General features: G+C 66.9%; 22 protein-coding genes. 17 read left to right on the plus strand and 5 right to left on the minus strand.

The genetic code is table 11. The features are described 5' to 3' along the window. Positions 1-131 precede the first annotated feature (131 nt). Positions 132-1,457 (plus strand): TIGR00341 family protein, encoded by a 1,326-nt coding sequence (locus tag EPL00_RS00585; RefSeq protein ID WP_135852328.1) that lies wholly within the window; start codon positions 132-134, stop codon positions 1,455-1,457. 115 nt (positions 1,458-1,572) lie between these two features. On the opposite strand, the gene EPL00_RS00590 is transcribed toward EPL00_RS00585, so the two are convergent. Further along, positions 1,573-2,538 carry an NOG1 family protein gene (locus tag EPL00_RS00590; RefSeq protein WP_135852327.1) on the minus strand — a complete coding sequence of 322 codons (966 nt, stop codon included), beginning with the start codon at positions 2,536-2,538 and terminating at the stop codon, positions 1,573-1,575. Positions 2,539-2,700: 162 nt separating this feature from the next. Here EPL00_RS00590 and thiD point away from each other — a divergent pair, with 162 nt between their 5' ends. The 4 genes from thiD to EPL00_RS00610 all read left to right on the plus strand — a co-directional run bounded on the left by thiD (position 2,701) and on the right by EPL00_RS00610 (position 5,304). Next, complete coding sequence (thiD, locus tag EPL00_RS00595) at positions 2,701-4,089, plus strand: bifunctional hydroxymethylpyrimidine kinase/phosphomethylpyrimidine kinase (RefSeq protein WP_135852326.1); 1,389 nt, start codon at positions 2,701-2,703, stop codon at positions 4,087-4,089. A gap of 171 nt (positions 4,090-4,260) precedes the next feature. Continuing rightward, positions 4,261-4,845 (plus strand): hypothetical protein, encoded by a 585-nt coding sequence (locus EPL00_RS00600; protein ID WP_135852325.1) that lies wholly within the window; start codon positions 4,261-4,263, stop codon positions 4,843-4,845. Positions 4,846-4,847: 2 nt separating this feature from the next. Next, positions 4,848-5,012 (plus strand): hypothetical protein, encoded by a 165-nt coding sequence (locus tag EPL00_RS00605; protein WP_162224120.1) that lies wholly within the window; start codon positions 4,848-4,850, stop codon positions 5,010-5,012. A gap of 7 nt (positions 5,013-5,019) precedes the next feature. Next, complete coding sequence (locus EPL00_RS00610; RefSeq protein WP_135852324.1) at positions 5,020-5,304, plus strand: hypothetical protein; 285 nt, start codon at positions 5,020-5,022, stop codon at positions 5,302-5,304. A 16-nt stretch (positions 5,305-5,320) separates the two neighbouring features. Here EPL00_RS00610 and EPL00_RS00615 read toward each other — a convergent pair whose 3' ends face one another. Further along, complete coding sequence (locus EPL00_RS00615) at positions 5,321-5,671, minus strand: four-helix bundle copper-binding protein (RefSeq protein ID WP_135852323.1); 351 nt, start codon at positions 5,669-5,671, stop codon at positions 5,321-5,323. Positions 5,672-5,774: 103 nt separating this feature from the next. After that, positions 5,775-6,452, minus strand: coding sequence for a DUF4396 domain-containing protein (locus EPL00_RS00620; RefSeq protein WP_135852322.1), 678 nt, complete (start codon positions 6,450-6,452; stop codon positions 5,775-5,777). 184 nt (positions 6,453-6,636) lie between these two features. On the opposite strand from EPL00_RS00620, the gene EPL00_RS00625 reads away from it, so the two are divergent. The 12 genes from EPL00_RS00625 (at position 6,637) to EPL00_RS00680 (ending at position 24,581) form a co-directional block, all read left to right on the plus strand. Next, positions 6,637-6,834 carry a heavy-metal-associated domain-containing protein gene (locus EPL00_RS00625; protein WP_135852321.1) on the plus strand — a complete coding sequence of 66 codons (198 nt, stop codon included), beginning with the start codon at positions 6,637-6,639 and terminating at the stop codon, positions 6,832-6,834. 658 nt (positions 6,835-7,492) lie between these two features. After that, positions 7,493-10,306 carry a DNA mismatch repair protein MutS gene (gene mutS, locus EPL00_RS00630; RefSeq protein WP_238398096.1) on the plus strand — a complete coding sequence of 938 codons (2,814 nt, stop codon included), beginning with the start codon at positions 7,493-7,495 and terminating at the stop codon, positions 10,304-10,306. Positions 10,307-10,413: 107 nt separating this feature from the next. Beyond that, positions 10,414-12,405 carry an acetate--CoA ligase gene (locus tag EPL00_RS00635; RefSeq protein WP_135852320.1) on the plus strand — a complete coding sequence of 664 codons (1,992 nt, stop codon included), beginning with the start codon at positions 10,414-10,416 and terminating at the stop codon, positions 12,403-12,405. Between the two features lie 657 nt (positions 12,406-13,062). After that, positions 13,063-14,901 (plus strand): bacterio-opsin activator domain-containing protein, encoded by a 1,839-nt coding sequence (locus EPL00_RS00640; RefSeq protein WP_135852319.1) that lies wholly within the window; start codon positions 13,063-13,065, stop codon positions 14,899-14,901. A gap of 180 nt (positions 14,902-15,081) precedes the next feature. Beyond that, positions 15,082-17,073 carry an acetate--CoA ligase gene (gene acs, locus EPL00_RS00645; RefSeq protein ID WP_135852318.1) on the plus strand — a complete coding sequence of 664 codons (1,992 nt, stop codon included), beginning with the start codon at positions 15,082-15,084 and terminating at the stop codon, positions 17,071-17,073. Positions 17,074-17,156: 83 nt separating this feature from the next. Then, positions 17,157-17,675, plus strand: a complete 519-nt coding sequence (locus EPL00_RS00650) for a DUF4212 domain-containing protein (RefSeq protein WP_135852317.1) — start codon at positions 17,157-17,159, stop codon at positions 17,673-17,675. Then, complete coding sequence (locus EPL00_RS00655; protein ID WP_135852316.1) at positions 17,672-19,363, plus strand: VC_2705 family sodium/solute symporter; 1,692 nt, start codon at positions 17,672-17,674, stop codon at positions 19,361-19,363. The genes EPL00_RS00650 and EPL00_RS00655 overlap by 4 nt, the downstream gene beginning before the upstream one ends. 1 nt (position 19,364) lies before the next feature. Beyond that, the gene (locus EPL00_RS00660) at positions 19,365-19,829 is read left to right on the plus strand and encodes a universal stress protein (RefSeq protein WP_135852315.1); all 465 of its coding nucleotides are present in this window, start codon (positions 19,365-19,367) and stop codon (positions 19,827-19,829) included. Beyond that, positions 19,826-20,071: a hypothetical protein gene (locus EPL00_RS00665; protein WP_135852314.1), complete on the plus strand. Its 246-nt coding sequence runs from the start codon at positions 19,826-19,828 to the stop codon at positions 20,069-20,071. The genes EPL00_RS00660 and EPL00_RS00665 overlap by 4 nt, the downstream gene beginning before the upstream one ends. Positions 20,072-20,141: 70 nt before the next feature. Then, a complete protein-coding gene (gene mutL, locus EPL00_RS00670; protein WP_135852313.1) occupies positions 20,142-22,316 on the plus strand; it encodes a DNA mismatch repair endonuclease MutL in 2,175 nt (724 codons plus the stop codon). Between the two features lie 1,184 nt (positions 22,317-23,500). Beyond that, a complete protein-coding gene (locus EPL00_RS00675) occupies positions 23,501-24,112 on the plus strand; it encodes a DUF7342 family protein (protein ID WP_202932515.1) in 612 nt (203 codons plus the stop codon). Between the two features lie 7 nt (positions 24,113-24,119). After that, positions 24,120-24,581 (plus strand): RidA family protein, encoded by a 462-nt coding sequence (locus EPL00_RS00680; RefSeq protein WP_135852311.1) that lies wholly within the window; start codon positions 24,120-24,122, stop codon positions 24,579-24,581. Positions 24,582-24,585: 4 nt separating this feature from the next. Here the strand turns inward: EPL00_RS00680 and EPL00_RS00685 are convergent, their stop codons facing one another. Continuing rightward, a complete protein-coding gene (locus tag EPL00_RS00685) occupies positions 24,586-25,890 on the minus strand; it encodes an O-acetylhomoserine aminocarboxypropyltransferase/cysteine synthase family protein (RefSeq protein ID WP_135852310.1) in 1,305 nt (434 codons plus the stop codon). 128 nt (positions 25,891-26,018) lie between these two features. Continuing rightward, complete coding sequence (locus tag EPL00_RS00690) at positions 26,019-26,834, minus strand: SIR2 family NAD-dependent protein deacylase (protein WP_135852309.1); 816 nt, start codon at positions 26,832-26,834, stop codon at positions 26,019-26,021. Positions 26,835-26,884: the final 50 nt, after the last annotated feature.

A 26,884-nucleotide genomic window follows, 5' to 3' on the forward strand; every position in this document is an offset into this window, starting at 1 on the left:
GTACAACGCGACCGGGTAGGGAGTCCGTCGCGCGAGCGACCGCGCCGTGCCGTCGCTCGCACCGCGCTACCACGCGACACGTCGCGCGTCGCGGCCTGAACCCTTTTCTCTCACAATCCCGTGGCTCCCGTGTGCGCCTCATCCACGTCCTGATTCCGGCCGAGCGCCGCGGTCCGATTCTCGGTGCGCTCGACTCGAAGGAGATAGACTACGCCGTCCTCGAAACCGACGAGCGGACGAGCGAGGAGGTGATGGTCGAGTTTCCGCTCCCGAGCGACGGCGTCGGCGACGTGATGGATGCGCTCCGGGACGCCGGACTCGAAGAAGACGAGTACACCGTCATGGGGAACGCCGAGACCGCCTCGACGCCGAACATGGAACGGTTGCAGAACCGATACGCTGGTGACTTCGACCCGCTGACTCGGAAGGAACTTCGGTCGAAGGTGCGGGACATGGCCCACGACCGCAACTCGTTCGTCTGGATGATATTCCTGAGCGCCATCATCGCGACGGCGGGGCTACTGCTCGACTCCCCGGCCATCGTCGTCGGGTCGATGGTCATCGCGCCGATGGTCGGGCCGGTCCTGACCGCGAGCGCCGGAGCGGTCACGGGCGACCGGCGGATGCTCGTGGACAGCATCAAGTTACAGGCGCTCGGGCTGGCGGTCGCGGTCGTCAGCTCGCTTGCGTTCGGCTACCTGCTCAAGTCGTTCTCGTTCGTGCCGCAGTTGCAGATTACCGCGCTCGGCCAGATTAGCTCTCGGGTCGCGCCGAGTCTCCTGACCGTGGCGGTCGGACTCGCCGCCGGGAGCGCCTCGGCGTTCGGCGTGACGACGAAGGGGCCGACCTCGCTCATCGGCGTGATGATAGCCGCGGCGCTGATTCCCGCGGCCGCGACGACCGGCATCGCTGTCATCTGGGGGTTCCCCGTGGTCGCGGCCGGGTCGCTGGTCCTCCTTCTGGTCTCGCTGGTCGCCATCAACGTCGCCGCGCTCGTCACGCTCTGGTATCTGGGCTACCGACCGAACGGGTTCGATCGGCGAGTACTCGCGGCCGACGGCCGTCGGCAGGCGGCGATTCTCGCAGTCGCCGTCCTCGCCGTCGCCGTCGTCGTCGCCGGGGCGGGATTTGCAACGTACCAGCAGATAACCTACGAGCGAACCGTCAACCAGCAGGTGAGTTCCGTCCTCGACAATCCGGCGTACACGAACCTCACCTACGTCTCGACCAACACCGAGTACGCCTTCACCGGCAACTGGTTCTCCTCGGAGACGGTCACGGTCACCATCAGTCGCACCTCCGACCGCGAGTACCCGCGACTGGCGACCCGGCTTCAGCGCCGCATCGACGCCGCGACCAGCCAGAATCCGTCGGTTCGGGTTCACTTCGTGGACTACGCGGTGGCGAACTCGACGCAGGTGTCGCTCTCAGGGCCGCGCGGCGAAGCGATTGCCTGACGCATCTCTCGTCCGAAACACGAATCGACGAAGTCGATGCAAAACGGCGTTGTCGTTGCGAATAGCGCCCGAAAACAGCTTTTCGACCGGCCGCGCGACGAAATTCGACCCGTCCCTATTCGCGGTCCTCGAACGGCAGCTCCGGTTCGTAACCGGTCGCGTCCACCGCGGCGTCCAGCACCGAATCGACGTTCTCGCCGTTCTCGACGCTCATGTAGGCGTCCGCGTCCACGTCTTTCGAGAGGTCGGACTTGTTACAGACCGTCAGGACCGACACGTCGCCGAAGCGGTCGGCGAGCGCGTCCCGCAGTTCCAGTTGCGCGTCGAGCGGGTAGCCACAGTACCCGCTGGCGTCCACGACGAAGACGATGGCGTCCGCGAGATGTGTGAGGGCAGAGACCGCCTGATTCTCGATGTCGTTGCGCTCGTCCTCCGGCCGGTCCAACAGGCCGGGCGTGTCCACGATTTGGTACCGGATGTGGTCCTTCTCGAAGTGGCCGACGCGGACGCCCTTCGTCGTGAAGGGGTACTCCGCGATCTCGTTCCGGGCGTTCGTGACCGCGTTGACGAACGACGACTTGCCGACGTTGGGGTAGCCCGCGACCACGATGGTCGGCTCGTCGGGGTCGATGTCGGGGAGCCGCCGGAGGTCTTGGTGGGCGTCGTTGACCCGCTGGAGGTCGGCCTCGACCTCCTCGACGATGTCCGCGAGGCGGGCGAACCCCTGCTTTCGAATCTTGCGGTCGGCGTCGGCGTCGCCCGTGAGCTTCCCTTGGTACTCCCGGCCGAGATTGTGGGTCTTGCGACTCGCCCACTGAATCTCCGAGAGGCTCTGGCGCAACTCGTCTACGTCCACGATGGCGTCGGCGAGTTCGTAGTAGAAGGGGTCTATCACGTCGAAGTCGGGCCACTCGGCCGCGACGTTCTGGAGGTTGTCGCTCAGGATGTTGGTCGCGGTCTGGAGCATCGACTGCTGGGCCTCCGCGCCGCTCTTGGCCCGACCCGCTCGCGCGGCCCGCGAGAACGCCTTGTCGATGAGCTCCTCCGACGTAGGTGTCGTCGGCAGGCTCTCGAAAATCATAGGCGTAGATAGGGTCACGCGGCCTTAAAAGGGCGTCCATACGGCGGTGACAGATTCGACGCCGGTCGAAAGCCCCGACGACCGCTACGGACGACGGTCCGTCGCCGAGGAGCCTCGGACCGACCCCCGGATTGAAGTACCATCGAGTTTTACCACTCGATAATGGCCAGCGAAGACGCCCTCTATTCGGTCGATACTCGCCGTCCCGCCCCGGTCGAGAAACCGGTCGCGCTCACCGTCGCCGGGAGCGACTCCGGAGGAGGTGCGGGCGTGCAGGCCGACTGCAAGACCATCGAAGCCCACGACGCCTTCGGGACGAGTGCCGTGACGGCCGTTACCGCACAGCACACCCGCGGCGTCGAGTCCACGCACGTCCTGCCTCCCGAGGAGGTCGCGGCCCAACTCGACGCCGTGACCGGCGACTTCGACGTGCGGGCCGCCAAGACCGGGATGCTCGCCACCGCGGATATCGTGGACTGCGTGGCCGAGCGCGTGGCCGACGCCGAGTTCCCGGTCGTCGTGGACCCCGTGATGGTCGCCACCTCGGGCGACCGACTCCTCGACGCCGCGGCCGAGGATGCCTACGAGGACCTACTCACGGAGGCCGCGCTCGTGACGCCCAACGCCGACGAGGCCGAGGTGTTGACCGGCGCGACCGTCGAGGGAGAGGAGTCGGCGAGAGCGGCGGGCGAGGCGTTGCTGGCGATGGGTGCCGACGCCGCGCTCGTCACCGGCGGACATCTCCCCGGCGACGCCGTGGAAGACGTGTTGGTGACTGAGGACGGCGTCGAGACGTTCCGCCGCCCCCGCGTCGAGACCGCGGCGACCCACGGGTCGGGATGCACGCTCTCGGCCGCGATTGCGGCCCGGTTGGCCCGCGGCGAGTCGCTTCACGATGCGGTCGAAGCGAGCGCCGCGTTCGTCGCGCGGGCCGTCCGGTACCTCCTCGACGTGGGCGAGGGTCCCGGCGCGGTGCATCACGCCGTCGAGTTGCGAAACCGCGCCGCCCGCGAGGAGACCGCCGAGGAGGTCCGTGAGGTCGTCCGGGCGTTCGTGGACCGAGACGTGTCGCTCCTCGTGCCCGAGGTCGGGATGAACGTCGTCGGCGCGACGCCCTACGCCGAGGAGACCGACGAGACCGCGGCCGTCGAGGGGCGAATCACCCGGACGTTCTCCGGCGTGAAACCCAACCGCGGCGTGCGATTCGGCGCGTCGAGTCACGTCGCGCGCTTCCTGCTTTCCTGCCGGGAGTTCGACCCCGACCTGCGATTCGCGGCGAACTGTCGGTTCGATTCGGACGTGGCGGCCGCGCTCGACTCGCTGGACTGGGCGGTCGCCGAGTACGACCGGAGCGCGGAACCGGAGGGCGTGAAATCGAAGGAGGGGTCTACGATGCAGTGGGGCGCGCGGCGGGCTTTCGAGTCGGTCGCGGGGACGCCGGTCGCGGTCGTGGACCGTGGCGAGGTCGGCAAGGAGGCGATGACGAAAGTCCTCGCGCGGGACGGCGAGGAGTTGACCGAGCGCGTAGTGACGCTATTGGATTGCCGGTGACCCTCGGGGAGAATATCGAAAGTTACATACACATTCTAGTCAAAATTGACTACAATGCGGCGGCGAAGCGGGAACAGACGGAGATACGACCGGGACGGAAACGACCCTACGGGAGAGTTGGTATCCGACCGCATCGACCCTCGGCAAGATGCCATCGATAGATTCGAGCGAATGCTCGACGTGCAAGTTTCGACTCTGAACGGAATCGACGACAAGTCTGCTCGTCTCATCAGTTTCGTCGGGGTCCTTCTAGGCGTGATTGCGACGGTTGCTCGAATCGTGCCGAGGATGGCAGACGGGGATAGCTTCATCGACTCCGGCACGGTCGCTGGCGGGGTTGCGCTCGTCGTGGGCGTCGCCGGTCTCCTCGTCGCACTCGTCTACGCGACGATAACGTATCTGAGCACGCAGTTCGACTATGGGCTGAGTGCCGACGTTGCAGACGCGCTGGCACGAGAAGACGAGGTTCGGCCCGAAACGTATCGGACTATCGTCCTCCGGGCGTACGCGGACTCGATACGGGAGAACAAACCGATAATAAGCCGAAACGCGAAGCGGTTCCGTTACGCGCTCGCCGCGCTCGTCGGCGCGCTCTTCTCGTTGATGTTCTCGGTCGGCTACTATCTCGTCCGCCTTCCCGATTCGGTCGAGTTGCTGACGCTCGCTTGCGGAGCGACCGTTGTCGGATTTCTCTGTATCTATATCCGCGACGAAGCCTATTTAACGACGGCGGCTGAAAAACTGGGAAGGAAGTAACTATGGGTAGTCGAAAGAACAAAACGGACGACACCGACCTCAACTCGTTCGAGAAGCGAGTCCGCGACCTGCTCGGTGACGCTGGTTCTTATTACGTCGAGGACGGCGAGGTGCGGCCGACGAGGGAACGACTGAGCAAAAGCGGTGGCGACGACGAACGCAACTGATTCTACTTTGAAAGATTCCGACGACCTCTCCTCGCTCGTCGCGGACCTGCACGCTCACCTCGAAGCGACCGCCGAACTCCCCGTCGAGACCCGCGCGAGCCAGTGGCTCGGCGAGGCAGAGGCGGTCTGCGAGGACGCACTCGGACCCGAGACTCCCGAGTCCGTCGTGGAGAAGCGCGTCGAACAGGTCCGGATGCTCCTCTCGAACGTCGAGGAGACCGGAAGCGACGCCGCGGACGAACACGTCGCGGCGGCGCTCGAACTGGTCGAAGAAATCGAGTCGCGGCTGTAGCGTTCGAGGCTCGTCTCTACGCCGACCGTTGCATCATCTCGCGGCAGGTCTCGGCGCACTCCTCGACCACGTCGGCGCAGGTCTGGCAGTGGTCGTGGTCGTGACGGCGACACTCCTCGGCGCACTCCTCGGCGGCCCCGGCGGTCGCCTCGGCGAGTTCGACGCTGTAGTTGGAGCTACGCGCCATGAACCGGGCGTGCTGGCTCGCGAGATCCGCCACGTCCCGGCAGAGCCGGATACACTTGGCCATGTCCATCTCCTCGTCGAGACACTCGTCGGCGCAGTACTCGCAGGCTTGCACGGCTTCGAAGCAGTTGTCGATGCACTGGTCTTCGAGGTCGTTGGTGTCGAGTTCGGAAAGTGCCATCGCATAGGATAACAGGCCAGCGAACGCCTTAGACTCGGTGGCTAAAAATCCGAGGCGACGGTGCGGCGTTTCGGGCCGGAACGAGGAGACGACCGAAAAGCTCTCACGCTCCCATCTCGGTCCCCATCTTCGCGGGGTTCATCATCCCCTCTTTGACGCCGAAGTGGATGAGCAGGAGGTTGACCGGATACGCCGCGAGGAGTCCCACCGTCAGCGAGAAGACGAGGCTGGTCCAAAACAGCACGTCTCCGAGTCCGGCCTCGGCCGCCAGCCAGATGTCGGTGCTGATGGCGACGACCTCCATCACGGTGATGCTCGCGGTCTCCGAGTAGAACGCGTCCCACAGGGCCTCGCGCAGGCCGACGCCCTCCTGCATCAGCGGTCCGACCGTCATCAGGTAGCCGAAGAAGTACGCCAGCGAGAACGTCAGGACGACCGTGCCGGTCGTCTTGAATGCGAACAGTCCGACCGCCATCGAGACGCCCAGCACCTCGCCGGTGCCACACCCCGAGTAACAGTGGCTCACCGACCGGAACCCCTTGCGCCAGAACGAGTCGTGATCGATCTGAGTCCGGCCCGAGTACCAGTAGCCCAAGAGTCCGAGCGGCCCGGAGTACAGCACCGTGAAGCCCCAGACGAACTTCATGAGGCTCTTCAGTTCCGAGTTGTTCCGCCAGAGGTCCCAGCCGAGAATCCCGAGCGAGAGGGCGACCAGTAGACCCCACGCTGTGAGGTAGGTGGGGTTCGTCAGCACGTTCTGTAGCGCCTGCTGAATTCCCATGCAGGACGGTACGGGCTTCGGACTTTACGGGATTGTGGCTAAGATGCAAGCCCGGTCTCGCGCCGACGAGCCGCCGGTTCCCGGCGTCCGTGCGCTCGCCGACCTTGGTTTCGAAAGGTATCGGCGAAACGAACTCGGATTCGAAGGGGAAAGTCCGAAAAGGCCCACGCACTAAGTAGAGAGTATGGCGAGACAGATTACCGTCGAAGGCATGAGCTGTGGCGGCTGCGAGGAGAACGTCGAGAACGCGCTCCGGGACGTACCGGGCGTCGAAGACGCGACCGCGGACAACGAGTCCGACAGCGTGACCGTCGAGGGCGACGCCAGCGACGAGGACCTCGCGGCGGCCGTCGAGGATGCTGGTTACACTGCGAAAGTCTGAGCCGCGACGAGGTTACCCCTTTCTTTCAGAAAAACAAAACTCGTATCGTCCTGATTTATAAGATTAATATGGGTAATAAAATATAGGGGCTTCCGTAGTAGTGTCTACACCCTCTCGTCGTCTATTCACACCAAAATAGCTGATTTCCCAAAACTTTATCACTCATCCTCGTCCTATCTCCGATTGTCGGTAGACGACGACTAGGCTTCGACCGCAACCGATGGTAGCAGACGTTCACGCGTATGCTATAAAAAGGAGATCGGTTGGAAGTCTATTCCATCAAGGCCATTACAATCCCGGCAACGAACAGCGGCCAACCCAATGGCATGTCAGTGCCGATAAGGGTGCAACCGCCAACGATGAACGCGGCCGGGATTTCGTTTTCAGTTCGTTTCATTTCTCGGTAGGCAGAGGTTTTCTGCACGCGACGGTGTCCAGCGTCGCGTGCTACGTGAAACCAGTAATCCGCCCCGGATAGTCTTTATCGTCTATAATCCTGCTAGGGATTTCGGTGTCTAGCTCGGCAGTTGTATCCGAAACAGTGGCACGTCACGAATCACGACCATTTTCACCCCGAACCCGCACCGTTTTAGTCGCCGACGCCCCTCCGAACCGACTATGACTCTACTCGCGCGGACGTGCCGAGGAGGTGGCCGACGTGTCCCAATCTGACGGCGAGGTCGGGGGTATCGTCGGGGAGTTCTTCTCGCTCAAGGACGAGACCGACGCCGACTATCTGGTGATGCAGGTCGGGGATTTCTACGAGTTCTTCGGCGACGACGCCGAGGAGGTCTCGGACCTCCTCGACCTCAAAGTCTCCCAGAAGTCGTCTCACGGCTCGAACTACCCGATGGCCGGGGTTCCGGTGGACAAGCTCACGCCCCACCTCAAGCAGTTGGTCGAGCGCGGCTACCGGGTCGCGGTGGCCGACCAACACGAGACCGCCGACGGCCACGCCCGCGAAATCACTCGCGTCGTGACCCCCGGCACCCTGCTGGAGACGACCGACTCCGACGCCCAGTACCTCGCCGGAGTCGTCCGAGGAGACGACGACCGGTACGGCCTCGCGTTCGCCGACGTGACCACGGGCCGGTTCATGGTCACGGAAGTCGCCGGACCTGACCCCGAGGCGGCCGCGGACCGCGCGTTCACCGAACTCTACCGGTTCGACCCCGCGGAGGTTCTGCCGGGACCCGAGGTCCGCAACGACGACGCCTTCGTGGAGCGAGTCCGCGAGCGCACCGACGCGACGCTCACGCTCCACCGCGCCGACGCCTTCGCCCCCGGTCGGGCGACCCACGCGACGAAAGAGCAGTTCGGCGACGAGACGCTGGCGAGCATCGGCTTGGCGGAGGACGGCGGAAGTCGCGGTGCGGGCGGTGGGTCCGGGCGCGGGACCCGGAGCAACGGCCGCGACGACCGCCCGCAGATTCAGGCCGCGGGCGCGCTCCTCTCGTACGTCGAGGAGACCGGCACGGGCGTCAGGGCCTCGATGACGCGACTCCAGAACTACGAGGGCGACGACCACGTCTCGCTCGACGCGACGACCCAGCGCAACCTCGAACTCACCGAGACGATGCAGGGCGACCGGGGCGGGTCGCTCTTTGCTATCATCGACCACACCGCGACGAGTCCGGGCAAGCGCCTGCTGAAAGAGTGGCTCCAGCGCCCCCGCCGGGACCTGCCGACGCTCCGCCAGCGGGCCGACGGGGTGGCCGCGTTCGCCGACACCGCGCTGGCCCGTGAGACGGTCCGCGAGACCCTGAACGACGCCTACGACCTCGAACGACTGGCGAGCAAGGCGGCCCACGGGAGCGCCGACGCCCGCGACCTCCTGCGGGTCCGGGAGACCGTGGCGCTCCTGCCGGCGGTCGCCGAGGCCATCGACAACGACCCTCGACTGGCCGACTCACCGCTCGCGGACATCGTCGCCCGGCCCGACCCCGAGGAGGCCGCCGCGCTCCGCGACGAGTTGGACGCGCTCGCCGACGACCCGCCGGGCACCGTCACCGAGGGCGGTCTGTTCGAGCGCGGTCACGACGACGAGTTAGACGACCTCATCGACCGCCACGACGAGGCCGAACAGTGGCTCGACACGCTGGACGACCGCGAGAAGCGCGAGACCGGCATCACCCACCTCACCGTGGACCGCAACAAGACCGACGGCTACTACATCCAAGTCGGCAACTCCGAGACCGACGCGGTGCCCGACCGCTACGACCGTCTCAAGAGTCTCAAGAACTCCGAGCGATACACCACCGACGAGTTGAACGAGCGCGAACGCCAGATATTCCGACTCGAAGAGCGCCGCGGGGAACTGGAGTACGACCTGTTCACGGAACTGCGCGAGCGGGTCGCGGCGCGGGCGGACCTCCTGCAGTCGGTGGGCCGCTGTCTCGCGGAACTCGACGCGCTCGCTAGCCTCGCGGTCCACGCAGTCGAAAACGACTGGGTGCGCCCCGAACTGCACGAGTCGGGCGACCTCGACATCGAGGAGGGCCGCCACCCGGTCGTGGAGCAGACCACCCAGTTCGTCCCCAACGACCTCCGGATGGACGGGGACCGTCACTTTCTGGTCGTCACCGGGCCGAACATGTCGGGCAAATCGACCTACATGCGGCAGGTCGCGCTCATTACCCTGCTGGCACAAATCGGGAGCTTCGTCCCCGCCAAATCTGCCAGCATCGGCGTCGTGGACGGTATCTACACCCGCGTCGGTGCGCTGGACGAACTCGCGCAGGGGCGCTCGACGTTCATGGTCGAGATGCAGGAGTTGAGCAACATCCTCCACTCCGCGACCGACGAGTCGCTGGTCATTCTGGACGAGGTGGGCCGCGGGACCGCGACTTACGACGGGATTTCCATCGCGTGGGCCGCGACGGAGTATCTCCACAACGAAATCCGAGCCAAGACACTCTTTGCCACTCACTACCACGAACTGACGACGCTGGCCGACCACCTCGACCGCGTGGAGAACGTCCACGTCGCCGTCGACGGCGAACCGCCCTCCTCCGGCGGAACGGGGACCCGCTCGGCCGACGACTCGGCGGGCGACGTGACGTTCCTCCGGACCATCGAGGAGGGACCGACCGACCGCTCCTACGGCATCCACGTCGCAAACCTCGCGGGCGTGCCCGACCCCGTGGTCGAACGCTCGCGCGGCGTGCTGGAGAAACTGCGCCAAGAGAAAGCCATTGAGGCGAAGGGCGGAAGCGAGCGGTCCGGCGAGACGAAGCAGGTCGTCTTCGACGTGGGGAGCGGCGAGCTAAAGACCGGGGAACCAGAGAGCGGGGCGAAGGATGAGAGCGCGAACGAGACCGAGCGCGCCGACGACTCGGCGGCCGTCCGCGACGAGTTCGGCGACGACGCCGACGAGATACTACGCGAGATTGCGGACCTCGAAGTGAGCGACACCGCGCCGATAGAACTGTTGAATCGAGCGCAGGAGTGGCAGGAGCGACTCGATACGTAGCCCTCGATTCGGCCTCGTTCCGACCCCGACCGGACCGCTCTACCGTCCGACCGCGAGCGTCCGGCGAGGCGAACGATTTTTCCCTATTTGCGCGAAATTCGAGACGAATGGTCGAAGGCAGTCCCGACGAGACGCCCCGCGAGCGCGAGTGGGTGGACCCGCCCGAGGAGTTCGTCGCGCAGGCGAACGTCACGGCGGCCGACCGCGACGCGTTCCGGGGAGCGGGGTGGCCCGAGTGCTGGCGGCAGGCGGCCGACCTGCTGGAATGGGACCGCGATTTCGACGCGGTGCTGGCGGGCGGCGCGAGCGCCGGGAGCGGCGACGGTGATGCCGCCGGGGAATCCCCGGCGTCGGAACCGATTCGGTGGTTCCCCGACGGGCGACTCAACGCCGCGCACAACTGCGTGGACCGCCACGTCGAGGCGGGCCGGGGCGACGAGACGGCAGTCGCGTGGGAGGGGAAACTCGGCGAGACGCGCAGTTACACCTACCGGGAGTTGCGCGACGAGGTGAACGCGTTCGCGGCCGCCCTGCGGGAGTTGGGCGTCGGCGAGGACGACGTGGTGACCCTCTACTTACCGATGATTCCGGAGCTACCGGTCGCGATGCTGGCCTGCGCGCGCATCGGCGCGCCCCACTCGGTCGTGTTCGCCGGGTTTTCCGCCGACGCGCTGGCGACCCGCCTCTCCGGCGCGGACTCGGAGTTTCTCGTGACCTGCGACGGCTACTACCGGCGCGGGGCGGCGCTCGACTTGAAGCGTCGCGCGGACAACGCCTGCGTCTCGGTCGAGCATTCCGTCGAGCAGGTGGTCGTCGATCGCTTGGACGACGACCGGCCCGCGGGCGACTACCACGCCTACGCCGACCTCGTGGCGGAACACGAGGGCGAGACGGTCGAACCGGTCTCGCGCGAGAGCGACGACCTCCTCTTTCTCATCTACACCTCCGGCACGACCGGCGAACCGACGCTGGTCCGCCACACCACCGGGGGCTACCTGACTCACGTCGCGTGGACCAGCCACGCGGTCCTCGACTTGGGTCCCGACGACACCCACTGGTGTTCTGCGGACGTGGGGTGGATTACCGGACACTCCTACGCGGTCTACGGTCCTTTGGCGCTCGGCGCGACGACGGTGCTGTACGAGGGGACGCCCGACCACCCCGAGACCGACCGGCTCTGGGAGATTATCGAGCGCAACGAGGTGGACGTGTTCTACACCGCGCCCACGTCCATCCGAGCGTTCATGAAGTGGGGCGAGGAGCATCCCGCGAGCCACGACCTGTCGAGTCTGCGCCTGCTAGGGAGCGTCGGCGAACCGATAGACGAGACGGCGTGGCACTGGTACCGCGACCACGTCGGCGACGGCGACGCGCCGGTCGTGGACACGTGGTGGCAGACCGAGACCGGCGGCATCGTTCTCTCGACGCTCCCCGGCGTGGACCGGATGCGTCCCGGCGCGGTCGGCAAGAGCCTGCCGGGCATCGAGACCGCCGTCGTGGACGAGACGGGCCGCCGCGTCGCCCCCGGCGAGGCGGGCCAACTCGTCGTCACGCGCCCGTGGCCGGGGATGGCCCGGTCGCTCTGCGACGAGTCCGGATGGGGTGCGCGCCGGACGCGCCGAGTCGAGGGCGAGTGGCAGTACGCCACCGGCGACAACGCGGTCCGCGACGACGAGGAGTACCTCCACCTCCTCGGGCGGGCCGACGACGTGGTGAAGGTCTCGGACCGGCGACTCAGCACCGCCGAAATCGAGTCGGCCATCGTCGGCGTCGAAGGCGTCGCCGAGGCCGCGGTAGTCGTCGGCGCGGACGACGAGGCGGCCCACCGCTCGGAGATTCACGCCTTCGTCAGTCCGGCGTCGAACGTCGCGGGCGACGACGCGCTCCGCGAGCGCGTCGGCGAGGGCGTCGAGGAGGCCATCGGTTCCATCGCGGTCCCCGACGCCGTGACGTTCGCGCCCTCGCTCCCGAAGACCCGTTCGGGGAAGGTCGTCCGGCGCTATCTGGCGGCCATCGCTAACGGCGAGGAGTTGGGCGACACCTCGGCGCTCCGGAACCCGGAGGTCGTCGGGGAACTGGAGTCGCTACTGGACCGGTGAGGCTTCGGCGGCGTTTCGTTATTTTAGAAGAAAACGAAATTTGATGGCGCGGTTGGCTCTCAACAAGGCGAGGATTTGTTTAACGTGTTTGTGTATTGCTTAGGGAACCCTAGATGTGTCTTTGGAGTGGGTTTCCGGTGGCCTTGAACGGGGCGACCGCGGACCACACAGCAACTGTACCGCGACCGTACCGCACCGCGACCGCCTCACACCTCCCCAACCTCCTCGTTCGCTCCGCTCGCTCGTCCCTCGCACGACGATGGCGCGAGCTAAACTCGCGCCAGCGTGCGCCGGGTCGGTGGTCGAGGAGAGCGCAAGCACTACCAATCACTCCACCCTGCGACGACCGACCGGACCACCGTCGGGGTGGATAAAGGGGCCGCGCGCTCGCGGGCCGCAGGCCCGTGGTCGTCTCCGCGAGCCACTATTCCCGCGCCGGGCGGTGCGGAGAGGCGCGGGAATATCTCGCGGAGCGACCGCGAGCGGGCGGGGGCTTTCGAAGTAATCGTTCTCGTCACTGGAACTCGCTTCTCGATAGTCGTTCCCACCGCAACTTCGAATTCCTCCCCACGACGGAACAGACGAAACCTCCTCCCCGACATCGCCGAGCGAGTTCACGGAAGCTTTATTCGGGTTCCTTCGAAAAGGCGAAACAGAATGGCCGTCGAATCGAGCGACGACTACCTCACCACCCCGGAGTTCCAGCGTTTTCGCCGCCGGACCGAGACCTACCGCGAGGACCTCGTGGTCGCGCTCGCCGGGCGCGTCGGCCTGCGAGCGGCCGAGATTCCCCGCGTCCGCCCCGCGGACCTGCGCGAGGTCGAGCGCGGCGGGGACCTCCACTACCTCCTCGCGGTCCCCGAGGGCGACGCGACCGAGGGCGGAGGCAGTGACGACAGCGCGGGCGGTTCCGCGACCCGCGACGCCTACGTCCCGCCGGGGGTCGCCCACGACCTCCGGAAGTTCGCCACCGTAGAGGAGGTCGCGCGCCGGGACCCCGTGGTAGACGTATCTCCTCGGCGCGTCCAGATGCTCGTCGCCGACGTGGCCGACCGGACCGCCGACCTCTCGGACGTGACCTGCCGGGACCTCCGCCAGCACTTCGCGTGGCGACTGCTCGCCGAGGAGGGCGTCCCGCCGAACGTCGTCAAGGCCGTCGGCGGGTGGGCGAGCCTCCGGAGCCTCGCGCCGTACCTCGGCGACCCGACCGCCGCTGAAGTCGTGGACGCTTTCGCCGACCGGTCGCGGACCGGGAGTCGGCCGTCGGGTCCACCCCGACCGACCGACTCGCGGAACGCCCCACCGCACCGCGCGGACTCCCGGAGCGACGACCTGCTGGCCTGCGGGGCGGCGCTCGGCGACGCGCTCTCCGACGCCTCGACCGCCGAGGAAGCCGAACGCGCGGTCTGCGACTGTCTCGCCGACCACTTTCGGGCGGTCTGGGTCTGCGACGCGCGGGGCGCAGTCCGGACGAGCGCCGCACCGGAGGGGAGCGACGGCGTGCCCGCCGACGCGCTGGACGGGGCGGACCTGCCCGACGAGAGCGCGACGGACGGCGGTGAAGGCGTATCGGACGCCGAGGAGACGCCGGACGCGACCCTCCTCGACGCCGCGCCGACCGACGGCCCGCTGGCGGGGTGTTCGCTCGCGGTCGCGCCCCTCCGGTCGAGCGAGACCGTTCACGGCCTGCTCTGTGTGGCTCGGGACTCGCTGTCGTCGGCCGACCGGACGCTTCTGGCGGACGCCGGGCGGCGCGTCGGCCGGACGGTCACGGCCATCGCGCGTAAACAGTTGCTGTTGGCCGACACGGGTGTCGAACTCTCGTTCCGGACGACCGACCGCGGGGTCTTCCTCGCGGCCGCGTCCGCGGATTTGGGCTGTCGCTTCGAACTCGAAGGCGTCGTGCCCGTCGAGGACTCGTTGCTGTACTTCGTGACTGCGAGCGGTGCCGCGGTCGGCGACGTGTTAGAGCGCGTCCCGGCCGCCGAGTCGGTGGACGACGCCCGACTCATCCGGGACTACGGCGACGGCGCGCTCTTCGAGTTCGCCGTCTCGGGGGAGTCGGTCGCCTCGACGCTGGTCGAGCGCGGCGGCACGGTCCGCGAACTGTCGGCCGCGGACGGCGAGGCCGACGTTTCGGGCGTCTTCTCGCGGCGCGTGGACGTGCGCCGCGTCGTGGAGGCCGTCGAGGAGTCGTTCCCCGACACGGACCTGCGTTCGAAGCGCGAGGTCGAGGAGCCAGTCCAGAGCGCCGCGACGGTCCGCCAGACGGTCCACGACCGCATCACCGAGCGCCAGCGGACCGTCCTCCGGGCGGCGTATCTCGCGGGCTACTTCGAGTGGCCCCGCGGGAGTACCGCCGAGGAGTTGGCGGCCTCGATGGACGTGTCCGCGCCGACGCTCCACAACCACCTCCGGAAGGCCCAACAGAAGGTCTTCGACGCGGTGTTCGACGACTCCGACCCGTCTGGGACCGACGAGTTCGACGCTCCCTGAGGCTCCGCCCCGACACTAATTGCTTAACCTCGCCCGCGAGCGCGGTTCAGTGAAGACGTGAACCCGACGACATTAAATGTCCTAAAACACACTTACGACGGCTATACATCGAGAAATTAGGGGCTTGAGATAGTTAGTTCCACGACTTATGTGGCTATGACGGGGTTGTGAACACAGCCCATGCCGGAGAACGAAGACGTAGAACTCGAAGCCAGACTCGAAGACCGAGAGCGGTTCGAACCGCCCGAGTCGTTCGTCTCGCAGGCGAACGTCTCGGACCCGTCCGTCTACGAGCGGTTCGAGGAGGACTGGCCCGAGTGCTGGGAGGAGGCCGCGGCCCTCCTCGATTGGGACGAATCGTACGACGAGGTGCTGGACGACTCGAACCCGCCGTTCTACGAGTGGTTCACCGGCGGCGAACTCAACGCCTCGGCGAACTGTCTGGACAGGCATCTGGACGAGCGCGGCGACGAGGCGGCCATCGAGTGGGTCGGCGAACCCACCGACGAGGAGAACCGGACCTACACCTACGAAGAACTCCACCGCGAGGTCAACGAGTTTGCGGCCGCGCTCCGCGAGATGGGCGTCGGCGAAGGCGACGTGGTAACGATGTACATGCCGATGGTGCCGGAGCTACCCGTCGCCATGCTGGCCTGCGCGCGCATCGGCGCGCCCCACTCGGTCGTGTTCGCGGGCTTCTCCGCGGACGCGCTCGCCACGCGCATGAACGCGGCCGACTCCGAATTCCTCGTCACCTGCGACGGCTACTACCGGCGCGGCGACCCCCTCGAACACAAGGCCAAAGCCGACGAGGGACTCGCGGGCGTCGAACACGAGGTCAGCGACGTGGTGGTCGTGGACCGCCTCGGTGACGACTACGACCACCCGATGGGCGAGTCTCACCGCGCCTACGACGACCTCGTGGACGCACACGAGGGCGCTGAAGTCGAACCGGTCTCGCGGGACGCCGAGGACATGCTGTTCCTGATGTACACCTCGGGGACCACGGGCGAACCGAAGGGCGTCAAGCACACCACGGGCGGCTACCTCGCGTGGACCGCGTGGACCTCCCGGTCGGTCCTCGACATCAAGCCCGAGGACACCTACTTCTGCTCGGCGGACATCGGCTGGATTACCGGCCACTCCTACATCGTCTACGGCCCGCTCTCGCTCGGGACCACGACGATGATGTACGAGGGCACGCCCGACTACCCCGAGAAAGACCGCCTCTGGGACATCGTGGAGAGCTACGAGGCCGACCAACTGTACACCGCGCCGACCGCGATTCGAGCCTTCATGAAGTGGGGGAGCCAGTACCCCGACGAACACGACCTGTCGAGCCTCCGACTCCTCGGTACCGTCGGCGAACCCATCAACCCGAAGGCGTGGAAGTGGTACTACAAGCACATCGGCGACGAGTCGTGCCCCATCATCGACACGTGGTGGCAGACCGAGACTGGCGGGATGATGGTCACGACCCTCCCCGGCGTCAAGGACATGAAACCCGGAAGCGCCGGGCCTCCTCTGCCGGGCGTGGACGCGCAGGTCGTGAACGGGCAGGGCGAGGAGGTCGCCCCCGGCGAGGCGGGCTATCTCACGGTCCAGAAGCCGTGGCCGGGGATGCTCCGCACCCTCTACCAGAACGACGAGCGATACATCGAGGAGTACTGGGCGGAGTACTCCGACACCCAATCCGACGACCCCGACGACTGGGTGTACTTCCCGGAGGACGGCGCGAAGATAGACGAGGACGGCTACATCACCGTACTGGGTCGCGTGGACGACGTTATCAACGTCTCCGGGCATCGACTCGGGACGATGGAAATCGAGTCGGCTATCGTCGGCGTCGAAGGCGTCGCCGAGGCCGCCGTGGTCGGCGGCGACCACGAGGTCAAAGGCGAGGCGGTCTACGCCTACGTCATCACCGAGGACGGCTACGACGAGACCGACGAGATGCGCGAGCGCATCGTCGCGGGCGTCGAGGACGCCATCGGACCCATCGCTCGCCCCGAGCAGGTCGTCTTCACGCCCGAACTCCCGAAGACGCGCTCGGGCAAGATTATGCGCCGCTTGCTGGAGGACATCGCCAACGGCGAGGACCTCGGTAACACCTCGACGCTTCGGAACCCCGAAGTCGTCAGCGACATCGAGGCGAAGGTCGGCGACGACTGAGCGACCTCCTCTTTCGACGCTCGAAAGCGACGCCGAGCGACTCACCGACGAGAACTGCGAGAGAACATCACACGAGACGACCTATGTCAGATAATCACTCACGACAGTCAGATACTGACTCACGAACCGACGAATCGAATCCCAGCGTCGAGACCGACGGCGGTGAACCCGAACCGGGCGAACCTCGTCGGGGAGCGACGCGGACCGACGGCGGCGTCGCGACCGGCGGCCCGACCGCGGACACCGACACCGACTACCTCGACTCGCGGGTCAACATCTTCAAGCCCTCGACGCCGTTCATGCGCGACCACCTCCGCATCGTCTGGACGATGTTCGCGGCGTGGGCCGTCTTCGTCTTCGGTCCCGTGACCGCGACGTACCTCGCGACGGACTTCATGACGAGCGTGACGGTGCTGGGCTTCCCGCTCCACTACTTGCTGACCGCCATCGGCGCGCCGACGGGCGCGCTCCTGCTCTCGTTCGTTTACGCGCGAAAGCGCGACCAACTGGACGAGGAGTACGGCATCGACCACTCCGGCGGAGCGACGACTTCCGACGCCGAAAGTGAACCCGCCGCGACAGACGGAGGAGCCGACCGATGACGTTCGCGCCCGTCCCCCTCGACCTCCTGCCGGACGCGCTGAACGCCTCGTTCAAGCTAATTCCCGCGATTATGGTCTCGGCGATGCTGTTGCTGTTCCTCGGCATCGGCTACGCCTTCCGCGTGGCCGACACCGAAGACCTCTGGGTCGCCGGACGCTCCATCGGAAACGTCGAGAACGGGATGGCCATCGGTGCCAACTGGATGTCCGCGGCGTCGTACCTCGGCATGGCGGCGCTCATCGCGCTGTCGGGCTACTACGGGCTGGCGTACGTCGTCGGCTGGTCTACGGGCTACTTCATCCTCCTCATCTTCCTCGCGGCCCAGATGCGCCGGTTCGGGAAGTACACCGCGCCCGACTTCGTGGGCGACCGCTTCGACTCCGACACGGCGCGGGCCATCGCCGCGCTGACGACCATCCTCATCGGGTTCGTCTACTCGGTCGGACAGGCCCGCGGGATGGGGCTGGTCGGCATCTACGTCTTCGGCGGCGACTACGTCACGATGGTCGTCCTGATGATGGGTATCACGGTCGGCTATCTGGCGCTGTCGGGGATGCTCGGCGCGACCAAGAACATGGCCGTCCAGTACGTCATCCTCATCGTGGCGTTCCTCGCTGGCCTCTACGCGGTCGGCTGGACGCAGGGCTACTCCACCTTCCTGCCGCAGGTCGAGTACGGCGCGCTCCTGAGTTCGCTCAGTACCGAGTTCACCGAGCCGTTCTCCTCGGGCGGGTTCTACCTCTGGGTCGCCACCGCGTTCTCGCTCATCGTCGGTACCTGCGGCCTTCCCCACGTTCTCGTGCGGTTCTACACGGTCGAGAGCGAGCGCACCGCGCGCTGGTCCACCGTGTGGGGACTGTTCTTCATCTGCCTGCTCTACCTGAGCGCCCCGGCGTTCGCCGCCTTCGGCACCGACCTCTACGCGAACAAGGTCGGCGAAGTCTACGGCGCGAACGGCATGAGCGGCGCGGAGGGCGACGTTATCGTCGTCATCGCCTCGCAACTGGCGAACCTCCCGACGTGGTTCGTCGGACTGGTCGCGGCGGGCGGCATCGCCGCGGCCATCGCGACGACCGCAGGCCTGTTCATCGCCGCGTCGTCGGCCGCCGCACACGACATCTACACGAACATCATCAACTCCGATGCGACCCAGCGCCAGCAACTCCTCATCGGTCGCGCGACCATCGTCGCGCTGGGCGCTATCGTGACGCTCACGGCGCTCGACCCGCCCGCGCTGGTCGGCGAGTTGGTCGCGCTCGCGTTCTCGCTGGCCGGACTCGTGCTGTTCCCGATGTTCTTCCTCGGTCTCTGGTGGGAGAACGCCAACCGGCCGGGCGCGCTCGCTGGGATGACCACGGGACTACTCATCTGGGTCGGCGCGGTGCTGAACGAACTCGTTCTCGCCACCGACGCCGGGCCGGTCGTGCCCGTCTACGCCGACCTGTTCCCGGCCGTCGGGGCCGCGCTTCTGGGCACGCCCATCGTCTTCGCCGTGACCATCGGGGTCTCGCTGGCGACCGACGAACCGCCCGAGCGCATCAAGCGCATCGTCCGGCAGTGTCACAGCCCGGAGCCGATGGGCCAACAGCAGAGCGCCGAGGACGTGGTTTCGGCCGACGGCGGACAGGTCTCGACGGACGGCGGACGGGTTTCGTCCGACGACGACCACCCACAGGGGGACGACTGAGATGTACGAACGCATCCTCGTGCCCACGGACGGCAGTAAGACGGCGGAGTTGGCAGTCGAGGAGGCCCTCGATATCGCCGAGAAGTTCGACGCCGCGGTCGATACCCTCTACGTCGTGGACACCGACGCGGTCGAGATGAGCCTCGGCACCGAGCAGGTCGAGCGCATCCGACAGGGGCGCTTCGGCGAGATGGACGAACTCGAAGCCCGCGCCCGCGAGGCGACGGAGTTCGTGGCCGAGAGGGGCCGCGAGCGCGGTATCGAAGTCCGAGAACAGTTCCGCGGCGGCCGACCCCACAAGGTCATCGCCGACTTCGCCGAGGACGCGGACGCGGACCTCGTCGTCATGGGGAGCCACGGCCGGTCGGGCATCAAGCGGATGCTACTGGGAAGCGTCACCGAGCGCGTCCTGCGCTCGACCCACCGGTCAGTGCTGGTCGTGGACGAGCGGGAGGCCGAATCGTGACCGCGAGTCGGGTCGGGAGCGTCGCCGCGACCGTCCGCGAGAACGTCCGAAACCACGTCCGCGAGCATCGCTCGGGTATGGTCACGGACTTCGTGTTCGCGGTCGTGTGGGTCGCCGCGGTGTCGGTGCTGTTCGACGCGTTGCAGGGGCCGCGGTGGGCCTATCACCTCTCACTGGCCTGCGGCGTCGTCGCCTACTTCGGCTTCTTCGCCTCGCTAAAGCTGGCCCGCGAGCAGGCATAACGCCCCGCGCACCGCCGACGCCGAGACCCGACGGTTTATCGGTTCCGGCCCACCAACCGCGTGACCAGACGTGAGCCAGCGCATCACCCAACTGGACGACGCGACCGTCCGCAAAATCGCCGCCGGAGAGGTCGTCGAGCGTCCCTCCTCGGTCGTCAAGGAACTGGTCGAGAACAGCCTCGACGCCGACGCCGACCGCATCGACGTGACCGTCGAGGAGGGCGGCACCGACCAAATCGTCGTCAGCGACGACGGCGTGGGCATGAGCGAAGCCGACCTCCGGGCCGCGGTCCGGGAACACACGACGAGCAAAATCGAGGACGCCGACGACCTCGACGCTGGCGTGACGACGCTCGGTTTCCGGGGCGAGGCGCTCCACACCATCGGCGCGGTCTCGCGCGTGACGATAACGTCGAAGCCCCGAGCGGACGCGGACGGCTCGCCCGACGAGCGCGGGACGGAACTCCGACTGGAGGGCGGCGAGGTCGAGTCGGTCGGTCCCGCTGGCTGTCCCGAGGGGACCACGGTCGAAGTCGCCGACCTGTTCTACAACACCCCCGCGCGCCGGAAGTACCTCAAGACGACGACCACGGAGTTCTCGCACGTCAACACGGTCGTCACGCGCTACGCGCTGGCCAACCCCGACGTGGCGGTGTCGCTGACCCACGACGGCCGGGAAGTGTTCGCCACGACCGGTCGGGGCGACCTCCGGTCGGCGCTCCTTTCGGTCTACGGTCGGGAGGTCGCCGAGTCGATGATACCCGCGGACGAGTCCGCGGCAGGCGTCGCGGTCTCGGGCTACGTCAGCGACCCCGAGACGACCCGGAGTACCCGCGAGTACATCTCGACCTACGTCAACGGCCGGTACGTCAGCTCGCCGGTCGTCCGCGAGGCGCTCCTCTCGGCCTACGGCGGGCAACTCTCCGCCGAACGCTACCCCTTCGCGGTTCTGTTCGTGGAGGTCCCGCCGAGCGAGGTGGACGTGAACGTTCACCCACGCAAAATGGAGTGTCGATGGTCGGACGAGAGCGCGGTGAAAGATGCCGTCGAGACCGCCGCCGAGGAGGCTCTGCTCGACCACGGCCTCGTGCGCTCGTCGGCCCCGCGAGGTCGGAGCGCGCCCGACGAGGCCAGCGTCGCGCCCGAGCGAGAGACCCCCGAACGTGAGGACTCCGAACGCGAGAACCCCGAGCGCGAGGACTCGGAGACCCAATCGACGCTCGTGGACGCCGACGACCGCGAGCAGGCGACGCTGGACGAGCGTCCCGACACCGAGTCCGTCGAGGAGGGGACTGCCGAATCCGCCGACCCGACTCGGGAACCGGCTGACTCGACCGGCGACGCCGACGAGCGCGGAACCGGTGCGTCGGGCAGGTCGGGGACCGGGACGGCCGACGCCGGGGCGACTACCGACAGCGCACCGACGGCGACCGGCACTGCCGCGACGACCGACGACACCGCGACGACTACCGGCGGTACCACGACGACCACCGACGCGACGACTACCGACGAAACCACCGAGCCAGCGTCCGAAGACTCAGACCGTAAGTTCTCGGCTCCCACCGAGACCGAGACACTGGCGGGCGAGACTCCCGACGACCCCGGATTTGAGACCTTGCCACGGATGCGCGTCCTCGGGCAACTCCACGACACCTACGTCGTCGCCGAGACGCCCGACGGACTGGTGTTGGTGGACCAGCACGCCGCCGACGAGCGGGTCAACTACGAGCGACTGCGCGAGGAGTTCGAGGAGGACGCGACCACGCAGATGCTCGCCCAACCCGTCGCGTTGGAACTCACGGCGGGCGAGGCCGCCGTCTTCGACGAGTACCGCGAGGCGCTGGAGCGACTGGGCTTCCGCGCCGAGCGAGCAGAGGGTGACGACGAAAATCAGCGAACCGTCCGCGTCCGGACCGCGCCGACCGTGCTGGACGAGACGCTGGACCCCGCGCTACTGCGCGACGCGCTCGGCGAGTTCGTCTCGACCGACCCCGACGACCGAGGAGAGACGGTCGAAGCCGTCGCCGACGACCTGCTGGCGGACTTGGCGTGCTACCCTTCGATTACGGGTAACACGTCGCTCCGGGAGGGGTCGGTGGTGGAACTCCTCGCGGCGCTGGACGATTGCGAGAACCCCTACGCCTGCCCGCACGGGCGGCCCGTGATAATCGAGTTCGGCGAGGAAGAAATCGAGGACCGATTCGAGCGCGACTATCCGGGTCACGCCGGGCGGCGCGAAGAATAGTCTAAATCGACGCTTTTTGGTTATCGGACCGGATACCGAATCGTAGGGATGGCGCTACGGCCGGTACAGTTGGTCGAAGTCGGGTCCGGAGAGCAAACGCGAGTCGGCACCGTCGTCGGCGTAGACGAGTCGGGAAACCCCACGGGAGACTCGAAGCCGTTCGCGGTAGCGGCCGTCTGCTGTGACCGGTCCGAAAGTACACGACTCGCGGAACGACTCGTGGAGTGTGAACTGCACCCGTGGCAGAACAAGTCACGGTCACTGACGGCGGTCGTAAACGGGCGGGACGAACAGACGAACCGAGTCGAGCGATTTGCCGAGGCGATTTCGTCGGATACCATGTCTTGGAGCGTCGCAGTAGGGTGGCAACGGTACGACCTCGTAGAACGTGCGGCCGTTGCCTGCACCGTGACTAGCAAGGCGCTAACGACGCCACACGCGAAAATGTCTTGGTCGGTCGATGGAGATGCTGTACTGCTCCACGACGGCGGTGAAGACACCTACGGGTCGAATCAGCGCGTTCTTCGAGAACAGGCCGCAGAAACGTTCGACGGAAGTTTCCAGTCTCACGTGTGTCCAGTCTTCGTCGCACCGCTAACGAAGGCCGACCTCACGTATCCCGAAGTTATCGCCGCGGACTACCTCGCAGGATTCGTCCGCGAGCGGGTTGCCGATGGAGGTTCTATCGGGGTTCTGCCTCCACAAGCCGTCCGGATAGACGGTAGTTGGACGGGACCGACTATCGCCCCGGCGTCGCTGTTTCGTCTCCGAACGTCCGGGGTATCACAGGCGGACCTCGTTCGGACGAGAATCACGGCGTGGATAGACGGCCAGCGTCCCTCAGAATCCGCGTCACTGACGAACGATGGACACTACGGCCGTCGCGTCACCCAAATCGAGAGCGAGACGCTCCGCTCGTACCTTCGTTCGTTGACAGCGTAGAACGGATGTCATCGGAACGGGAGCCACTACCTCTCGCTCCTCGTCGAACCGCACCCCGCGGCGTGCAAGGGTCCGGTCCGCATCCTCATCGGTAATATCGACGCCGAAGATATAAGGATTTTGTGCCGAGTCGAGCGCGACTATCCGGGACACGCGGGGCGGCGAAGAGAACGGGAAAACTAGATTTTTTGGAGAAAACTATTTTTCCCTCGTCGTACAAGGTATAGACGAGAGCCACGACGATGACCGACCAGAACCAATCGCCCTCCGACCTTTGGGAGGGCGACGTGAACGAGGCGGCGGTCGAGGAGTGGGTCGAGGAGACCACGCCGTTCGAGCGCGTCAAAGACGTTCTCGACGCCACGACCGACCCACAGTTCGCCAAGGAAATCGCCGAGCGCGCACAGGTCAGCGAGCCGACCGCCAGAGACCACCTCTCGACGCTCGCGGAAATCGGACACGCCGAGTCAGTTCCGGCCCAACGGGGAACGCGGTACAAACGGTCCGCACAGAGCGTCGCCGTCCGGCGCATCGCGTCGATTCACCGCGAATACTCGAAATCGGAGCTGACGGACGCCATCGAGCGCCTTCGTGACCAAATCGCGTCGCTCCGCGAGGAGTACGGCGCGAACGACCCGGACGACCTCGCCTACGAACTCGAATCGGGCGACGAGGGGTGGCGAGCGGTCACTCGCTGGCGCACGCTCGAGGAGAACTTGGACGTGGCGAAGGCCGCGCTCTCGCTCTACGACTTCGACCCGGACGACGAGAGTGCCGCGAGAGCGAGCGATGGGCGCGTCGGAGACGAAACGAACGGAGCGTTCGCCGGAAGCGAATCGGGAGCGAACGTCTGAGAGAGCGATGCTCGCCGAAGACGACTTGGACGGCGACGTAGGGCCACCGGACATCGCCGCGATGGAGCAAATCCGCGAGACGTTCTCGAACCTCGACGGACTCGTAGACGAGTCCGAGTCGGGACTGAACGACCTCCTCGACCCCCGAGAGCTTCACGTCTCTCTCGAAGACGGAATCGGCGACGCCGAGTGGGCACGATTCGACGTGACGTGGTACCGGAGTGGCTGCTACACCTTCCACCACGTCGATTCGGAGGACGTGAACTTCCGGTGGGATTGCCATCCGAAAGACGGCGCTCCCGCGCGCCACTTCCATCCGGCACCCAACGCACCGTCGAAAGACGCCGAGGAGTCCTGTATCCGAGTCGAGGAGCCGAACACCGTCGCTCGGGCAGTCCACAAACTGTGGCGGCGCGCGTACGAGTCGGAAAAAACCACGAACCTCAACGACGCCGAAAATCCCCCGTGACCGATTAGGCCCGATTCTGCGCCGCCTCGATGGCCTGCTCCAAGTCCGCGATGATGTCCTCAACGTCCTCGATACCGACCGAGAGGCGCACGAGGTCGGGCGTCGTCCCGCTGGCCAGTTGTTCCTCCTCGGTGAGTTGCTGGTGGGTCGTGCTGGCCGGGTGGATGACCAGCGTCTTCGCGTCGCCGACGTTCGCCAGCAGACTGGCGAGGTCGGTCTCCTCGGTCACTGCGCGACCGGCCTCGTAACCGCCCTCCAGTCCGAACGTAATCATGCCGCCGAAGCCGCCGTCGAGGTACTTCTTCGCGTTCTCGTGGGTCTCGTGGCTCTCCAGTCCGGGGTAGTTGACCCACGCCACGTCGTCGTGGGAGTCGAGGAAGTGAGCGACTTCCAGCGCGTTCTCGGCGTGGCGCTCGACGCGGAGGGGCATCGACTCCAACTTCTGGAGCGTGACCCACGCGTCGAAGGGCGACTGTTGGTTACCCAAGTCGCGCAGACCGCGGGCGCGGGCGGCGTAGGCGAACGCGGCGTCGCCGAACCGCTCTTGGAAGTTGACGCCGTGGTACGCGGGATTCTCGTCGGCGATTTCGGGGTAGTCGTCGGCGTCCCAGTCGAAGGTGCCGCCGTCGATGAGCGCGCCGCCGACGGTGGTCCCGCTCCCGTGGAGCCACTTCGTCGTGGAGTGCCAGACGAGGTCCGCGCCGTGGTCGATGGGGTTGCAGAGGTACGGCGTGGCGAAGGTGTTGTCCACGAACAGGGGCACGTCGTGGTCGTGGGCGATGTCCGCGACGCGCTCGATGTCGGGCGTGACGAGCGCGGGGTTGCCGACGGTTTCGAGGTGGACGAACGCGGTGTCGTCGTCGATGGCTTCCTCGTAGGCGTCGTAGTCGAGCGTGTCCACGAACTTCGCGTCCACTCCTCGGCGCGGCGCGGTGTGGGTGAAGTAGGTGTAGGTCCCGCCGTACAGCGACGAGGCCGTCACCACGTTGTCGCCGACCGAGGCCAGCAGGAAGGTGGCCAAATCGAGCGCGGCCATTCCGCTGGACGTGGCGAGCGCCGCGACGCCGCCCTCCAAGGTTGCGAGTCGCTCTTCGAGCGTCGCGTTCGTCGGATTGGTGAGTCGGCTGTAGATGTTGCCCGGCTCTTCGAGTGCGAACAGCGAGGCGGCGTGGTCGGCGTCCTCGAAGACGTACGAGGTCGTCTGATAGATGGGCGGCGCGCGCGACCCCGTGGCGGAGTCGGGTTCTTGGCCCGCGTGAACGCTGTCGGTGTGGATGCGGCGGTCGTCTGCGTCGTCGGAATCGGTCATGGTCGTTCCCACCCACGCAGGCCAGCGGCTTATGTCGGTGGATGGTCGCAACTTCTGCTCGGCGGCCGGGGTTCCGGCAACTTCTACTCGCCGAGGCGCGAGCGGTCCCCGCGTCGCGGACTGCGACCCTACTCGCCGACCGCCTCGCGGAGCGCGGGCAGGACCTCGGTCACGTCCTCGCGGAACACGTAGTCGGCCCGCGCGTCCAGCGGCGTTTCGTCGAGATTGACCACGACGAGCGTCGCGCCGCCGTCGGCGGCCTCCGCGGGGAGCGACGCGGCCGGTTCGACCGTGAGTGACGACCCCGCGACCAGAAACAGGTCGCTGTCGGCCGCGAGTTCGCGGGCGGTGGCGAGCGCGTCGCGGGGCAGTTGCTCGCCGAACAGCACCGCGTCGGGTTTGAGCGCGCCGCCACAGACCTCGCAGTTGGGCGGTAGGTCGCCCGACGCGGCGCGCTCGCGGGCGTCGTCGGCCGAGGTCGCCCACCCGCAGTTCCGACAGACCGCGCGCCGGGCGTTGCCGTGGAGTTCGATAATCCGGTCCGACTCCCCGAGGGCGTCGCTCGCGGCGTCTCCGCGGTCGGCGAGCGCGTCGGCGGCCGCCCCGTGCAGGCCGTCGATGTTCTGCGTGACGAGCGCGTCGAGATGGCCCGCGGCCGAGAGGTCGGCCAGCGCGTCGTAGGCCGGGTTCGGTTCGAGGTCGGCGTCCAGCAGGTCCGCCCGGAGGTCGAGCCAGTCGGCCCAGAACGCGGCGGGTTCCCGCCGGAAGCGCCACACGTCGAAGGCGTCGGGGTCGTACTCCGACCAGATTCCCTCCTCGCCGCGGAACGGCGGGACGCCGGAGGGCGCGCTCACGCCCGCGCCGGTCAGCGCGACCGCCGCGTCTGCCGCTCGGAGGTCGCTGGCGGCCGCGTCGATTCTGTCCGCGTCGGAGGAGTCACCCATGTCCGACGAGTGGCGGTCGGCGGACAAAAACTGCCCGACAGCGCGGCCGA

It is taken from the genome of Halorussus salinus, assembly GCF_004765815.2.
Lineage (GTDB): Archaea > Halobacteriota > Halobacteria > Halobacteriales > Haladaptataceae > Halorussus > Halorussus salinus.

What these genes read in the sequence shown, in the direction of transcription:
- EPL00_RS00590 (WP_135852327.1), bottom strand. Translation starts at nt 2,538, where the DNA reads ATGATTTTCGAGAGCCTGCCGACGACACCTACGTCGGAGGAGCTCATC.
- thiD (WP_135852326.1), top strand. Translation starts at nt 2,701, where the DNA reads ATGGCCAGCGAAGACGCCCTCTATTCGGTCGATACTCGCCGTCCCGCC.
- EPL00_RS00600 (WP_135852325.1), top strand. Translation starts at nt 4,261, where the DNA reads ATGCTCGACGTGCAAGTTTCGACTCTGAACGGAATCGACGACAAGTCT.
- EPL00_RS00605 (WP_162224120.1), top strand. Translation starts at nt 4,848, where the DNA reads ATGGGTAGTCGAAAGAACAAAACGGACGACACCGACCTCAACTCGTTC.
- EPL00_RS00615 (WP_135852323.1), bottom strand. Translation starts at nt 5,671, where the DNA reads ATGGCACTTTCCGAACTCGACACCAACGACCTCGAAGACCAGTGCATC.
- EPL00_RS00620 (WP_135852322.1), bottom strand. Translation starts at nt 6,452, where the DNA reads ATGGGAATTCAGCAGGCGCTACAGAACGTGCTGACGAACCCCACCTAC.
- EPL00_RS00625 (WP_135852321.1), top strand. Translation starts at nt 6,637, where the DNA reads ATGGCGAGACAGATTACCGTCGAAGGCATGAGCTGTGGCGGCTGCGAG.
- EPL00_RS00635 (WP_135852320.1), top strand. Translation starts at nt 10,414, where the DNA reads ATGGTCGAAGGCAGTCCCGACGAGACGCCCCGCGAGCGCGAGTGGGTG.
- EPL00_RS00640 (WP_135852319.1), top strand. Translation starts at nt 13,063, where the DNA reads ATGGCCGTCGAATCGAGCGACGACTACCTCACCACCCCGGAGTTCCAG.
- acs (WP_135852318.1), top strand. Translation starts at nt 15,082, where the DNA reads ATGCCGGAGAACGAAGACGTAGAACTCGAAGCCAGACTCGAAGACCGA.
- EPL00_RS00650 (WP_135852317.1), top strand. Translation starts at nt 17,157, where the DNA reads ATGTCAGATAATCACTCACGACAGTCAGATACTGACTCACGAACCGAC.
- EPL00_RS00655 (WP_135852316.1), top strand. Translation starts at nt 17,672, where the DNA reads ATGACGTTCGCGCCCGTCCCCCTCGACCTCCTGCCGGACGCGCTGAAC.
- EPL00_RS00660 (WP_135852315.1), top strand. Translation starts at nt 19,365, where the DNA reads ATGTACGAACGCATCCTCGTGCCCACGGACGGCAGTAAGACGGCGGAG.
- EPL00_RS00675 (WP_202932515.1), top strand. Translation starts at nt 23,501, where the DNA reads ATGACCGACCAGAACCAATCGCCCTCCGACCTTTGGGAGGGCGACGTG.
- EPL00_RS00680 (WP_135852311.1), top strand. Translation starts at nt 24,120, where the DNA reads ATGCTCGCCGAAGACGACTTGGACGGCGACGTAGGGCCACCGGACATC.
- EPL00_RS00685 (WP_135852310.1), bottom strand. Translation starts at nt 25,890, where the DNA reads ATGACCGATTCCGACGACGCAGACGACCGCCGCATCCACACCGACAGC.
- EPL00_RS00690 (WP_135852309.1), bottom strand. Translation starts at nt 26,834, where the DNA reads ATGGGTGACTCCTCCGACGCGGACAGAATCGACGCGGCCGCCAGCGAC.